Source organism: Paenibacillus sp. PK1-4R (assembly GCF_030369595.1).
Classification (GTDB): domain Bacteria; phylum Bacillota; class Bacilli; order Paenibacillales; family Paenibacillaceae; genus Paenibacillus.
Map to the genome: position 1 here is coordinate 1158019 of NZ_CP126535.1, position 15391 is coordinate 1173409.

The following is a 15391-nucleotide window of genomic DNA, read 5'->3' on the forward strand; positions in this document are numbered from 1 at the left end:
TTAATGCTTTTTATAATGTTTATAGTGCTTAGAGTGCTTAGAGTGCTTGCCGAAACTTTTCTTAGCCAATTCTGTAGGTGAAAAGCGATGAGCTGCAACCAGTCGGCCAGTTGCATTTTTACCCCATCCTGACACAAGGACATGTTTGCTGTTTGTAGTATACTCAACTTCAAATTGAACCAAATTAGCAACATTCAGAACCCGGAAGCTAGAAGAGCCTGGTGCAAGAGTGAAAGTAAATGTGCTAACCAGAGCTTTTGCTCCATTCAAACGGAATAATCGAACACGTACCGTAGCATTGCTGCTTCCATTATTAACTGCCTTCGCGAAAAAAGTTCTGGACTCACCGGGAACTGTCGCCAAATTAATAGCATTTTCAACTGGACCAGTAGAATATTTTACTAGTGTCATAAATATCAACCTCCTATAAGTGATAGTTTATGTTATGTTATTAAATTCATTTTGATTGGGTTCATAGGAGAACAAAAAGAAATGGCCTTCTGCTGTATCTTCATCTCCTCGCTACACGAGTAGTGAATGTCATATAACTAACGGGCAGAGTGCTGGAACAGCTAATCGTTGCATACCCATCCTCCCGTTTGTCTTTTCTACCTTGTATACATTGGTTCATATGATGAAGTTCAGTCTCTATTATGGGTGTATTAGTGCTTGTGTTATTGACGTTATGAGGGAAATGGATTGCAAGGAGGAAGTTGAATTCGGCTTCATAGACGTGGTATTCAAGCGATGCTGAACATGCACTAATGCGCAAAATAGCTGCCTAAGGGATATCGCCCAACGACCGGATAACCTCTGAGGAAATGATCCTTCCGTTTGATTCCAATCCTCCTTCTCACTTGTTAAAATTTAGGTACATAAACTACGGTCAGGTTGGCGGGTGATAAGGAAATGCAGCGAATCGAGGTACATCCCGATCTATTGGAGGAAAAGGCCCGGTTGGTCCAGCAGAAGAAACAGGAACTGGAGCGAATGGTCTGGGAACTGGAGAAATCAATTTATATGTTGCAATCCGAGTGGTCGGGTGTGACAGGAGAGCGTTTCTTCTGGGATTTTATGCAGGTGAAAGAAGTGTTCCCGACTACAATCGGGCTGTTGGACGAAATCCAGAAAGAGTTTACGTTTATCGCGAAGAACTTCAAAACAACGGACGGCTCAGGCGAGGTTGCGCTGTACATTCCAGAGGAACTAAAGCGAAATTTCGCTGTAGGGCTGCTTGATAAATCAGTAGGAGAAACAATAACGGGAATGGGTCAGACGGCAGAAGCTTTCTTCGAGAACCCGTTCAGTACATTAAGCAGTGTGGCATATGCCATGACAGTGGGCAAAGTTGTAGACGTTGGGCGTGGTATTCAGTTTGCATGGGATACCGCTTGGGGTACGGGAACGGCGAGGTCAGATATAGAGAAATTTGTAGAAGAGCAGAAGAAGCAGATCGATGAGAGTGGCGCAGGGTATTACGGTGGAGCGATGACGGGACAGGCCCTTGCGTATGTTTTATTTGGCAAAGCCTTTCGTTCGAAGGACGACATTGGATCATCAGGTGGAGGCAAGCCGGAGAAAGGGAAAGGAATTGAGGGGGCAGGACAAGCTTCGAATGTCGGTAGTATAGTTAGGGATGGAAATAAAACAAAATATACGAATACGGCTAATAATGAATTAACTTGGGTTGATCAGCATCCCAAGAATATCAATCGTGATATTGATAGCTTTTTAGATAGCTTGGATGTTGGCAAGGCTACTGAAGCAAAAGTTGCTGACTTCGTAAGAAAAGAGCAGGAGGTCACGGGTTTTGGGCAAAAAGTTCTAAAGGAAAATGGCGAAGCTGCTGGAGATTTAGATGTAGTGACAAAAAATGCAATAATTGAGGTCAAAGCATCAATTAAGGCAGTAAAAGAAGATCAGTTTAATAAATTGACAAATGAAAACCATGATTTCTTTTTTAATCCAGAACAAAAGAAGGTAATCCTTTACATTGATAAGCCATTGACAAATTTGAGACCAGAGAATGCCAAAATGCTAGAAGACATTAGAAAGCAAGGAGTAACAATTGTTAATTCATTAGAAGAGCTAAAGGGGATAATAAATTAATGGGAACTTCAGCATATATCTTAATGGATCACAGAAAATATACAACTGAAAAACTATTGGCTGATTCAATAGTTGCAGCATTTAATGCTGATGCAATGCTCAACTTTCACAACAGTAAAAATTATTCAATGGATGGTCAATTTCTATCGACTACAATGAATATTAGTCATAAATTGGTTAAAGAAAACGGATGTTCATTTGTATATTACGTAGATGCAACAGATAATCCGAGTATAGAATTTTACTATAATGAGGATGTTGGATTAGAACAAAATAGAAAAATTTGCAAAGTTGGTTGCATTGAGGAAATATACGGCGTTCAAGAACTTATTTTTAATTTTATTTACGAATATCTCAAGCTAAACCCCGAAGATTATTTTTGGGTCACAGATTATGATTGGGTCTACAGTTGGGAAGATATGAAGAAATTAAAATCGTTACCGTATCACCCAGATTGGTGCTATAAGAACCCAAAGCTTGATTCAAATGAAACGTAACAAACAAAGTTAAGATTAAAGTTATATAGTCATTTCTACCAGACGAAAAGTAGAGTTGCTTGAACTAAAAGGTAGGTTAAACAATGAAAAAAGATTTCCTTTACACTAAGCCCTATTTTCCGGGGATAATAGACGATACACCAGTGGACCTCGAATCGTGGTTTCTAGATGATTCAAGAGAGAGGATGGAAGAGAAATTAAGAAATATTTCTCTGAATGACCTAATCATTGAGTTAATTAATATATTTAAAGACGGAGATCCGAATTATCAAGTTCTCTTAGGGTTATTAGGAGAAAAAGTGGTTAAGGAGGCTAGAGAAGACAAGATTGTCTATTGTCTAGGTGATATTTTGCGTGCTGACGACGATATAAAGAGAATTGAGATTGAAATTGATGAGGGTCTGAATATAAAGAAAATGAATATTTTTGTTATTCCAGCCGAGCTTTTGGTACTTCAAAAGGAGATAACTAACCTGTGTGTTGATATTCAAACTCAAAAAACAAGCAATTACTTATCAATCTCTATTAAAGATAAGATGATAACCTTATTTTCAATTTAAGAGAGAAGACTGTCATACTAACTTATAATTCTAATTGATACAGTGAAAAGATGGTATGAGTTGCACATATCTATGCATGATTTAAAGTCATATCATTAAGCACTTCTACCAGACCATAAGTAGAGGTGCTTTTTCTATGAAATCAAAACAACTAATGAAATCTTCCACAGGTTGGTCGATAATATAGAAGAAGTAATTTTTAGCGAACCCTATACATAGAGAACTATCCACAACCATCCTACACCCACACGAGGTACATTCATGAAACAAGGCATATATGAACAGCTTATCAACACAATCACCAGGCAGGAGATTTCGGAGCTGGACCCGGATGTGTATAACATTGGGACTGAGAAGTTGGATGCAGAGGAAGCACGCAAACTATTGTCCACGTATTTGGCGGCGGTGACCCGGCGAGCGCTCAAGATTGTACGGGAACAGACAGAAGATAAGACAGCAGTGTTAGCGCAGATCCGAACGTGTAATGAGATTATTGCTACCCTGAAAGGCACGCTTGGGGAAGAAGAGTACAATGAATTGCAACTGGATGAGCAGGGGGAAGTACTGACCCATGTGTATTCCAAGCTGAACAGCATTCGTGCGGTCAGGGATACCAAGATCGTTCGTCCAGATACGCCTATCTCCCAAAGCTCTTTGTTCACAGGTGCCAAGTCCGAGCCGAGTATGTTATTGGAGCTGCAGAAGGAGATCGTGACATCCGATCGGATCGACTGGTTGGTGTCATTTATCAAATTCAGCGGGCTTCGCCTGCTTCTGGAACAGCTTCAGCAATTTACAGCAGGCGGCGGGAAGCTACGTATCATCACAACTACATACATGGAAGCAACCGACCTCAAAGCTATTACCGAACTTAGCAAATTACCTAACACAGAGATCCAGATTTCCTATGATACCAAAGTGACCCGCCTACACGCCAAAACGTACATTTTCCACCGTGATACTGGCTTCACTACAGCTTATGTCGGCTCCTCTAACCTATCCAACCCGGCGCTGACCAGTGGTATGGAGTGGAACCTCAAGGTGACGGAGAAGGAGTCACTCGACGTGCTGCGCAAGATTGAAGCGACCTTCGAGAGTTACTGGAATGACCGCGAATTTACTCGGTATGTAGCTGAAGATGAGGGACATGAGGCACAGTTGAAGGAGGCTCTGAATCGCAAAAAAGATCAGTCCAACCACTTTCACCTCGACATCCAGCCTTACGATTATCAAAAAGAAGTGCTGGAACAGTTGGACGCCGAGCGTACGCTGTACGGACGAACCCGCAATCTGATCGTCGCCGCCACAGGCGTTGGCAAGACGGTCATCTCTGCCTTCGACTACAAGCGATTCCGTGCAAGCCATGCGGGAGCTAAACTTCTTTTTGTCGCCCATCGGGAAGAAATCTTGAAGCAAAGTCGGGACACGTTCCGGTATATCCTGAAGGATATGAACTTTGGTGAGCTGCATGTCGGGAATTACCGAGCAGAGGCGCTGGATCACTTGTTTGTTAGTATTCAGAGTCTTAACTCCATGAAGCTGACGGAGATCACAAGCCCAGACTATTACGATTACATCATTGTGGATGAATTCCATCATACGGCAGCGCCTTCGTACCAGAAGCTGTTGTCCCATTACGAACCGAAGATTTTGCTGGGACTCACCGCGACGCCTGAACGGATGGATGGCAAAGACATTACCGCCTACTTCGATCATACGATTGCCGCCGAGATCCGTCTAACCGATGCAATTGACCGGAAGTTACTGAGTCCTTTTCAATATTTTGGCGTCACCGATACCGTCGATCTATCCCAGGTGAAATGGTCGCGTAAAGGCTACGACCTGAATGAACTAGAGAAGCTCTATACCCATAACAAAATCCGTGCCAACCAGATTATCCAAAGTCTGAACAAATACGTAACCGATCTGGACGATGTGAAGGGGCTTGGTTTCTGCGTAGGGGTGGATCATGCGATGTATATGGCAAAAATATTTAACGAAGTCGGCATTCCATCCATAGCCCTGCATGGTGGGTCGAGCGAACAGGAACGTCATTCTGCGAAAGGACAACTGGTAAACGGGGAACTGCGCATGATCTTTGTCGTTGATCTGTACAATGAAGGTGTGGATATACCAGTAGTGAACACCATCCTGTTCCTGCGTCCTACCGAGAGTCTGACCGTATTCCTGCAACAGTTGGGACGTGGACTACGGATGGCGGAGGGCAAAGAGTGCCTGACCGTGCTGGATTTCATCGGGCAAGCGCATCAAGAGTACAGGTTCCAGGATAAATTCCGTGCTCTAATCGGAGCTACCAAACATTCCATCTCGTACTACGTCGAGAACGGCTTTTCGAACCTGCCACGCGGCACGTTCATTCATTTGGAAAAGCAAGCGAAAGAATACATTATGCGCAACTTAAAGCAAATGAGTCGTAATCGCAGAGCGTTGATCCAGAAACTTCAAACGTTCCAGCAAGACACCGGACTGCCACTGACCTTGGCTCATTTTGTGGAACATCACGGGATGACTCTCTATGAATTGTATGGTGGACGTACGGGGAGAAGGTATTTTCGCGGCCTGTTGGCCGAAGCAGGATTAACACCACCTATCGAGGGTGAACACGAGGAGTACATCCGCAGACTGCCCTCTGTGCTGACGATCAACTCACGAAGCTGGCTGACGTTCCTGATCGACTTTGTTGAAAAAGGCAAAGAACCAACCACCGCCGATGAACAGCGCATGGTCACCATGTTCTATTACACCTTCCACCGGGCTGCGCCTGAGAAGTTGGGAATGAGCAGCATCGAAGAGGGTGTACAGCGTGTGCTGTCTTGTGAGGCATTCCGGGCAGAGCTTGTGGATATTTTCAAATATAATCTGGCTCATCTGCGATTTGTGGATAAAAGCAATTCGTTCCCGTACACTTGTCCACTGGATATCCACTGTATGTACTCAATCGACCAAGTGCTTGCCGCCTTTGGCTACTGGAACGCTGAGCAATCACCCGCCTTCCGTGAAGGGGTGAAGTATTTTGCAGACGAACAGACGGATATCTTCTTCATTACATTGAACAAATCGGACAAAGATTTCTCTCCATCTACGCTGTATGAGGATTATGCGATCAACGAGCGTTTATTCCACTGGCAGACACAGAGCCGGGTGTCGGAGCATACAGCTACCGCGCAGCGGTACATCCATCATCGAGAGACGGGCAATCGGATTGCGCTGTTCGTGCGGGAATATAAGGAGGAGCATGGCTATACGTCTCCATTTGTTTTCTTGGGGCAAGCGGATTATGTGAGTCATGAGGGGAATAAGCCAATGAGCTTTGTATGGCGACTGCGGGAAGAGATGCCTGCGAAAATGGTAGCGGTGGCGAATAAGTGTATTGTGTGAATTAGCACTATAAAGAAATCAGACATCCTAAGTAGGCTTTTTGTTCTAATCATATTCGAACATGCGCAGGTCTCTTGGAAATAATACCTATAAATCTTAATTTTGTACCTTAAGAACCATAAGTGTGGTATATTTATCCTATAAAAGGTCATTTATTGTAGATTAGTGCTTCGCATTATTGCATGTATTGAATTAGTTCCTTTTTGACTTTATGTATGCGGGACCAAAGTATGGTCTATTACACAGTAATCAGCGTATGATGACAGATATGGTTCCTATAGGAGAACTATGTCTTTTTTTGTGGAGATTTATAAAAATGTGTTTTGGAGGATGGGGCATGTCTACAAATACTCATTTCATTGATGTTCTTAAGCGCTGTAAGCAGTCTTCGAAGGAAGCTGTAGAGAATCTTGAGGGATTCAGTGAATTTAAAAAATATATGCATGTTCAAAGACCAGTAGAAAAGGAACTTGAAAACTATATTTTAGAAGCCAATCAATCGAATCGGGCACAATTGATTTTGGTGTGTGGCGGAGTTGGTGATGGAAAATCACATATCTTATCCTATCTAAAAAGCAAATATGACTTTTTGGCTGATCCTGACCGTTTCTATTTACATAATGATGCTACTGAAAGTTTTTCTCCACGAAAAACTTCTGTTGAAACTTTGGCTAAAGTTCTTGAGCCTTTTTCTGATGAAGAGATTGATAGAGAGCAGAAGAAAAGTATCATTTTAGCGATCAACCTTGGTGCTTTAAATAACTTTATTGATGCTGAGGAAGGTAAGAAGTTCACTAGACTTAAGGAATATATTTATGCAAAAAAAATTATGGAATCCGTGATTACAGAAGAGGCTTTCAAAGATGATCATGTTTTCAAATATGTTAACTTCAGTGATTATCATATGTATGAATTGACGGAGAGTGGATCTAGTTCAAGCTACATTAAAGGGATCTTGGAGAAAATCACTCGGAAAACGGAACAAAATCCATTTTACGAGGCTTATCTTAGAGAAAAGAACGAAAATCCTGACGTCGCATTACAAAATCCGATTATTCAGAATTATGAATTACTACAATATGAAGATATTCAAGAAAAAATTATCGACTTATTAATCCAGGCAATGGTCAAAGAAAAACTGATTATTTCTACCCGAGCGTTACTGGACTTTGTTTACAATATACTTGTTCCTTCTTCACTCGATAATCTTGATCATAAAAGGATGATGGAATTAATCCAGATTCAGGGTTTTCAAACCTATATAGCATGTCTGTTACCTTTCCAATTATTTAATCGTGAAGATGCATCTTCTATTCATCAGGCTATAAATCAAATTAATCCTACTCAGTATCGTACAGAGTTACTGGATCAACATCTAATAGATTTTAAATCCAGCAAAGATGGCGCAGATCTATTTAGTCAATATATTGATGTGAATCGTATACCACATTTTGCGAAATCTCTGCTTTCTCATTCTCCATGGAAGAGTGAGGACAAAAAGGACATGTCCTTTAGAAATGAAATGGTAAAATTATTTATTTATTTATACTACTTAATTCCTCAAGAACCCCATAATTCATTTGAAGATCAGGTATACGACCAATACATGAATTATCTGTACCATTGGAATAGGAAAGCGTGGAGCAAGTTGTCCAAGCTCTACAGGGAAGATGTTCGTGATGCCATTTATAAGTGGAATGGTGAGGGACATGGTGGACTTATTTATGTTCAGATTGGACAGCCTCAAACTCATTATTATGCGCTACAAAAATTAGATATAGAACCTGCTCTGGAACGTGTTGAACCGCGAGAAGAAAGCATATTAACAAAATTTATCCCTATGTTAACGATTGCTTTCAAACCCAAAGGCGGAGAGCCTGTTGAAATAGATATTGATTTTTCACTATATTCTTTACTAATTCAGATTAAGAATGGGTATCGCCCCAACAAAAAAGACAAATTCCAATTCATTAAGTTTGTTGAATTCATTGATCAATTAAGTAGTAAAGGTAATGACCAAAATGAATTGATCTTCGAAAGTAAGAAATTTGGAAAGTCACAACGATATCGTCTGAATTACGATGATCAATTCGACCAATACTCATTTACGGAGATGTGAGAAAATGGAATATAAGATAGATTTGCAGGAGATCAAAGACAAGTTTAAATTTGATTCCTCTATTAGACATAACCCTAAGATGTCTGTCGAACTCTTACCTTACAATACGAAGTTTAAAGACACTCAGTTTAACTTTAGAGAAGTTATAGGTGAATTTTTACGTCTGGTGGGGCAAAAGAAAATATCTTCAGAGGCTAATCCAGATCAGTTAGTTGAACAGGTGCTTGATTCTATTGAGTTTAAACATGTAAATCAAAAGAGCGAATTTAAACAGATGATTAAAACATTGTTCATTGATGAGAATAACCAGCTTTTTTTATTCCACCCTCAAACGCTTTACTATATCAACACTGTAGAAAACGAAAATAAAAAATTGGCCGAATTTCTTTACATGGTTTTATGGAATGGGAAAGAACCGTGGGAAATTAACAAAACAGAACGTCATACAGAAGATCTGATGAGTTCTTTAATTTTTAATGCTTTACCAGAATTACAAGATTCACAGGGCCAATCCAAAAAATACGATGTGTTGTTGCCTGAAATATCGTCATTATTTGCTTCTGATTTTGAATGGCTTTCAACGAAACAGGACTTATTTACACAACAATTAGAAAAATTATTATCGTATTATTACTTTTTTTATATGACTCAAATATCACGAAAAAACGAAACTCTTTTTGCTAAATATGAGCAGGGCATAACGCCTGTCTACTTTACATTTGAAGAGGAAGAACGGTTGTCAAAGACGAGAATCAGTTATGAATATGGATGGAAGAACATCGAGAGATCCATTAATCGGATGTTCACTCATGTGAATTTTCTGAAAATGCTTAATGTGTCAATGGAGGAAGTAGGACGTTTTCATTCCTATGATGAGATTGCGGAATTGATTCGCAACCATTCATATGAGAAAAATCTTGAATTAGAAGAGATCGTAGATACAGTAATTGAACAATATCGTGCAGGAATTTCAGATGTGAAATGGTCTCAAATGAATATGCATCCTGAACAATATGAAATTCCGTTGTTGAATAAATTGACACTACTTTTCCACATGATAGATCATCAGTTTAATAACTCATATAGATCAAAATCATATAATGGATACAGAACGTGGTTTGTACATTTTTGTCAGAAAACATTCCTTAAATCTAGGGGGAGATCTGGGAAAATGTTGATTTTAGATACGGATTATTTGTTATTCCTTACGAAAGTTATCATTAAAGACGAACCAAAAATAAGGATGAAAAAACTATTTGAGGAATTTGAAGTAAGAGGCATGATTTATGACCGAGATACACAGGTTGCAATCATTGAATACTTTGAAAAGTTAAATCTGTTAGAGAAAAAAAGCGATAGTGGGGATGCTATTTATGTCAAAGCATTTTTATAGTTATCTTGCTCACCTTATAGATCGATTTTTGAGTGGAGTGAGCATTCAACCGGGGGAAAAATATCATATTCAATTTGAGCGTGAAGAACAAGTAGTGAATCTAGTAAATGAAATTAAGAGTATACATCGAGTTAGCTCGTTCTCCATGTCAACAGAGGATGGAGATTATGAATCTCACACTTTAGATTATTATCAAACTAAGGTGTTGATCGCATCCAATATGGAGGAAACTACCCCGGACTTTCTGACAACATTACGAAATAAAGTTGGCACACAAGAAGAGCGATTCGAAAATCTTGCTATGCTCTTAATTCATAATTCGAACTTAGATAGTTTGGTTCAGGGAATGACCTCGTTTGCAAAAGAAGGTATGCCTTTCCATATCAATTCTATTGAAAAAGATCTACAAGAAATGATGAAGCAATCTAATCTATCATCAGAAGAGAAGCAAATTCTTAACTTTTCGATAGAGTCCATGAAAGCACAGCAGGGGCTTCATGAGAAAGTGGCTTTATTCGATTATGAAAATATACTTACTGTACTGAACAATGAAAAACTGGAAATGGATGAATATAAAAATTTCGGACTTTTTTATGATGCTGAACTTTTTAACACGCCTAGAACACCTAAGGAAATAAAAGAAAGACTGAAGGAAAATCATTTGTTATATGGTGCAGTCGAGATAGCTCACCAGTATGGTTCTGCTGAGATCAGCCTGGAGCGCCATTTTGATGATCAGGGAATTAAGGTATTGACGGAGGCTGAAACCTGGCAAGATGTTGATTTTGGTTCAGTACGAAGATCGAATCAGAAGAAATTAGAAGGAAAAGGCCTGGAATATGTAGAGGCTAGTAAGAAATTGACTTTGGAAGGGTTAGAGTATTGGGAGAGAGCCGATGGCGAGACGAAGAGTAGACAACGTAAAAGAAACATTATCGTATTCAATCCTGATCCAATAGAGAATATTACTTTAGAGTTTACATTTAATGATTTTATTAAAAATCAGTATATCACTGAAAATAAAATCAAACATGCGATACAAGGAGAACAAGCAGGTAAAAAGATCCGTTTACACCTGAAACATGAAATCGGACAGACTACATTTTACGGTGTGAAATACAAGACAGAGGTATCTCCAGCATATGAATTTAAAATTACGGTTGTTGAGACACAACCTAAGCTTCTCCAAACGATCCAAACATCTTATGCAATCAACTTATCAAAATCTAAATCAAAAGGGTCATCCCTATTGATTAACTCGGATGCAGAGCATTGGTTCTTCAATAAGGATGCTGCTGAGATCATTAAGGTTAATTTGACCGAATCTCAAAGTACCTTTGACGTCACGGAAGACCAAGAGTTAGTTGTTTCTCGCAATGATGAAAATAATAGTGATGAAGAAATGATTTATTTTAACATCCAGCTTCCTCATACAAGTATTCCATTTGCTGTACAAGATTTAGTTGAACGTCCTGTTCCTATTGGAGGGTTCAGTGTCTGGAAGTTGAAACGCGAGAAGGAGGAACATTTCACATTCCGAATTGAGAATGAAAAGATGAAAATTGTTCAAGGAACAAGGGAGACTTTTGCTCAAGGGGAGTTTAAACGTAATTTAGAGCGAGAACGTAAGCTTTTAGAGACCAATCATCTGTATTTTTATGAAGATAACTTAGGCAAAATTGTTCCAGAGTCTATTTCGGTTTCGGAACCTTTAAAAGAAGCATATTGTGATCTTCTCCGATATTTCAGAACGAATGATTTGCTCCCTAGCTTAGCATATTTTGATGAGGATTATACTGCATTAGCCAGTAACTATATTGAAGCATATATGCAGGAGCTTGAGCAGTTACAAAATGGCCAGTCGCTTAACCAGACTCAAAGGGATCTTGCTTTGATTGGAACGATTCGGAAAGAACATGTGAATCCAGAATGGTTGTTCACACCGTTGCACCCTCTTCATTTGGCTTACCAACTACAGTTAAATCAATTGGTGGGTGACGAGCCGATCAGTGATGAATTATTGCATTCGATGAGACCAACTAATTTATTGCCTTACGTCAATTTCAATTCCAAACTGTACAAAGCAATTGAGATGATGGATTCGTATGAGTGGGCTTCTTACATGGATCAAAGCTTGCCAAGATTTGAATCTTCCAAGATATTTGTGAATAAATTGGTGCAAGAAAAAATCGAAGAATTTACGGGCCACTTTGGATATCTTTTTGAATTGGATCGTCGAGCGCCACTTAAAATCAACACGATTAATATGGGAGACTGTCAAGAAATTCTGCAAGGTCTTTTTGAATATTACAAGAAGCAACTAAAAGATAACTTGGAAAAAGGGAAACTCCTGCCGATTGAAATTCACATTTATGCTGAAAAAGGAATCAATAATGCATTTGAGGAGATGTCACATTATTCAGATGCTGAAGAGATCGCTAAACATTTCAATCTTAAATTGGAGCTGGAAGGATATCATCCGGAAGAATTGTTAAATGTTTTTAGAGACAAGGTGAGATTCTACTCTAAAAATGTGGATACAACGAGTTATGAATACAGTCATGTTACATTTTATCAAATGAATAAAATTGAGCAGATTGCTACAAGTAATGCTTCTGAAATGATTACAGGAGTATCGTTATTTGGACTGGTATCAGGTATTCCTTCCGTTTTCATCAACGAAGATTATAAAACGGGATTTGGAACCAGATATTATCCGACACAAGACGTACCGCTGTTGAAAATGGTACCTAAATTGAATTCCTTATTGAGAGTAGCACGAACTCTGGATAATTACCAAGAGGATATTAATATTGTTACAGCGATCTCGGCAGATCACAAACAACAGCTAGATCAGGTGTACGACTCTGCTCATTGGGTTACCTTCATAGAGCCTAAAGTGGATCTAAGTTTCTTTAAGAATAGTGACGCTCAAAAAGATTTGCTGGTTATTCACTACAGTGACCAATTCACAACATCCAGTGGTTTTGATGCAATTACAGTCACCAGACGTTCTAAACAATACCAGCGTCTAATCAAAGAATTTCTGGGTCAGCAGACAATTTATGTTGAGGACCAGATGTTACCTCCAATCATTAATTTTTTTAATGCCATTAACGGGAATTGGTTGCTTCGTCTGTTGGCACAGAAAAACTATTTTCCCAAAGAAAAGATTAGTATTCTTTCTGCGGTAAAATTATCTCTTGCTGTGTATGCACATAGCAACATTATATGGATTCCCATTTCAATGGAAGAAATCCTTAGAATTTCGGGTGGAACGGGTCTTCGACAATCGGAAGGTTTATTTTCTGCAAGAAAACTGGGAAGATTCGGATCTTATAGCGATGACTTGTTATTGATCGGAATTGAGCCGCACGAAGAAGAAGTATTGGTTCACTTTTACCCAATCGAGGTCAAAATAGGCCATAATGGTGCCAAAGTGCAAGAGAAAGCTATGAACCAAGTCAAGGAAACGAAACAGTTATTAATGGAGTTCTTAACAGGTGACGAGAAGAGTTTCCAATCGGTACTTTATCGAAATTTCTTCATGCAATTAGCGATTGCAAGTGCGGAAAAAATGAAGCTCTATTCAGTTTGGCCTGAACAAACGTGGAATCGGATTACAGAACATGATGTTCGCGAGCGTCTTCTTAATGATAAATACAAGATTGTAAATACGTTGGATCAACACATTGGTCAAGGTGCTGTGATTTCCTTTAAAAAAGATGTGGTGTTTACAGATATTAAAATGAACGATAATGTTATGATCTTTGATTACCCTGAGAAGAGTGGATATGAATTCATACTCAAGAGTGTCGAGGAGATGAAGGAGTATATACAGAGCAGTAAGGGGGACTTGTCTCCTGAGCAATTGCTCAGTAATTTATATGATTCTTCCAAACAAGATGAGAGGACTCAGATTGAAGACCAAGTCTTGCTTGTTACTGAAACTCGTGAACAATATGATGCAGGACTAGGTGAAGTAGCAGCTACCACGAACATAGCTGATGACACACCAGTTGAATTAGAATCTGCTGAAGATTCTCACAGTTCTGTAGTCTCTAAAGAACCCGTGAAACCATTAGAAGTTCTATTTGGACATCATGCATCTTCCAATGAAGAGGTGAAATGGTTCCCTACTTCAACTGATCAGATTATGCACACCAATACAGGAATCATTGGAACGATGGGAACCGGGAAAACACAATTCACAAAATCATTAATTACGCAGTTGAGTCGTAACAGCTACGATAATGTTAATCAAACACCAATAGGCATATTGATCTTCGATTATAAAGGTGATTATATTAAACCTGATTTTACAGAAAAAACAAATGCGAAGGTCTATAATTTATATCATTTACCATTCAATCCGTTGTCTTTGTATAAGGCGGAAGCATTTAAACCCTTGTTGCCCCTTCACACAAGTAACTCACTAACAGATACGATTGTACGGTCTTTCAGTCTTGGGCAAGTTCAAGCGAATACTTTGAAGGACTTGATGATGGAAGCTTATTCTAAAAAGGGAATTATAAAGGGAGATTCTTCAACTTGGGATTTACCTGCTCCTACGATGAGTGATGTATATGAACTATACGTTGGTAAAGAAAATACAAAAGTTGATTCTCTCTATGCAGCACTTAAAGAGTTATATGAAAACGAAGTGTTTGAAACTGACTCGTCTCAAACGATCTCTCTTTTCGATATGATTGATGGGATCACCGTAATTAACTTGTCTGGCTACAGTGAGAGCATTCAGAACCTGGTAGTTTCCATTACGTTGGATGTCTTCTACAGTCAGATGCAAATGTTTGGACACAGCGCAATTGATGGAGCCTATCGCGAAATTACACGTATGATATTAGTTGATGAGGCAGATAATTTCCTCAGCAAAGATTTCACTTCCATTAAGAAAATCCTGAAAGAAGGACGTGAATTTGGGGTAGGAACGATTTTATCAACACAGTTCTTAAGCCACTTCTCAACATCGGATAATGATTATGCGAATTATATTCTGACCTGGATTGTGCATAACGTCTCTGAAATGTCTGCGAAGGAGATTCGAATGGTATTTAGCACACAGAGTAAGTCTGAGGAAGATAACATTATGAATCGGATCAAGTTGTTACAGAAGCACTTTAGTATTGTGAAGGCTGGTTCAAGACAGCCGATTTTGATGAGGGATAAGGCATTTTGGGAGTTAAATTAATTACAGTTTCGTTTGTCACGGTTAGTTAAAAATGTTGTATTAATAAAGGCTCTAAACAGTAATCAGTGCTTGACTTAATAAAACGCTTATGCTGCACTTTTTTTT

8 protein-coding genes are annotated in these 15391 nt (G+C 39.2%); 7 read left to right on the forward strand and 1 reads right to left on the reverse strand.

What is annotated here, in order from left to right; translation table 11 throughout:
* Window positions 1–411: a hypothetical protein gene (locus QNO02_RS04805; protein ID WP_289391276.1), complete on the reverse strand. Its 411-nt coding sequence runs from the start codon at window positions 409–411 to the stop codon at window positions 1–3.
* Between the two features lie 498 nt (window positions 412–909).
* Between QNO02_RS04805 and QNO02_RS04810 the strand changes: the two genes are divergently transcribed.
* From QNO02_RS04810 to dptH, 7 genes are all read left to right on the forward strand, one after another.
* The gene (locus tag QNO02_RS04810) at window positions 910–2109 is read left to right on the forward strand and encodes a WXG100 family type VII secretion target (protein WP_289391277.1); all 1200 of its coding nucleotides are present in this window, start codon (window positions 910–912) and stop codon (window positions 2107–2109) included.
* Window positions 2109–2606: a hypothetical protein gene (locus tag QNO02_RS04815; protein ID WP_289391278.1), complete on the forward strand. Its 498-nt coding sequence runs from the start codon at window positions 2109–2111 to the stop codon at window positions 2604–2606. Before QNO02_RS04810 ends, QNO02_RS04815 begins: the two co-directional genes overlap by 1 nt.
* A gap of 83 nt (window positions 2607–2689) precedes the next feature.
* Window positions 2690–3166 (forward strand): hypothetical protein, encoded by a 477-nt coding sequence (locus QNO02_RS04820; protein ID WP_289391279.1) that lies wholly within the window; start codon window positions 2690–2692, stop codon window positions 3164–3166.
* Between the two features lie 261 nt (window positions 3167–3427).
* Window positions 3428–6565, forward strand: coding sequence for a DUF3427 domain-containing protein (locus QNO02_RS04825; protein ID WP_289391280.1), 3138 nt, complete (start codon window positions 3428–3430; stop codon window positions 6563–6565).
* Between the two features lie 337 nt (window positions 6566–6902).
* Entirely contained in the window at window positions 6903–8684 is a 1782-nt protein-coding gene (dptF, locus tag QNO02_RS04830; RefSeq protein WP_289391281.1) for a DNA phosphorothioation-dependent restriction protein DptF, read from the forward strand.
* A 4-nt stretch (window positions 8685–8688) separates the two neighbouring features.
* A complete protein-coding gene (gene dptG / locus QNO02_RS04835) occupies window positions 8689–10077 on the forward strand; it encodes a DNA phosphorothioation-dependent restriction protein DptG (RefSeq protein WP_289391282.1) in 1389 nt (462 codons plus the stop codon).
* Window positions 10058–15286: a DNA phosphorothioation-dependent restriction protein DptH gene (gene dptH / locus QNO02_RS04840; protein WP_289391283.1), complete on the forward strand. Its 5229-nt coding sequence runs from the start codon at window positions 10058–10060 to the stop codon at window positions 15284–15286. The genes dptG and dptH overlap by 20 nt, the downstream gene beginning before the upstream one ends.
* Window positions 15287–15391 lie beyond the last annotated feature (105 nt).

Excerpts from the sequence above, each read along its gene's own strand:
- QNO02_RS04805 (WP_289391276.1), bottom strand. The coding sequence starts at position 411 with ATGACACTAGTAAAATATTCTACTGGTCCAGTTGAAAATGCTATTAAT.
- QNO02_RS04810 (WP_289391277.1), top strand. The coding sequence starts at position 910 with ATGCAGCGAATCGAGGTACATCCCGATCTATTGGAGGAAAAGGCCCGG.
- QNO02_RS04815 (WP_289391278.1), top strand. The coding sequence starts at position 2,109 with ATGGGAACTTCAGCATATATCTTAATGGATCACAGAAAATATACAACT.
- QNO02_RS04820 (WP_289391279.1), top strand. The coding sequence starts at position 2,690 with ATGAAAAAAGATTTCCTTTACACTAAGCCCTATTTTCCGGGGATAATA.
- QNO02_RS04825 (WP_289391280.1), top strand. The coding sequence starts at position 3,428 with ATGAAACAAGGCATATATGAACAGCTTATCAACACAATCACCAGGCAG.
- dptF (WP_289391281.1), top strand. The coding sequence starts at position 6,903 with ATGTCTACAAATACTCATTTCATTGATGTTCTTAAGCGCTGTAAGCAG.
- dptG (WP_289391282.1), top strand. The coding sequence starts at position 8,689 with ATGGAATATAAGATAGATTTGCAGGAGATCAAAGACAAGTTTAAATTT.
- dptH (WP_289391283.1), top strand. The coding sequence starts at position 10,058 with ATGTCAAAGCATTTTTATAGTTATCTTGCTCACCTTATAGATCGATTT.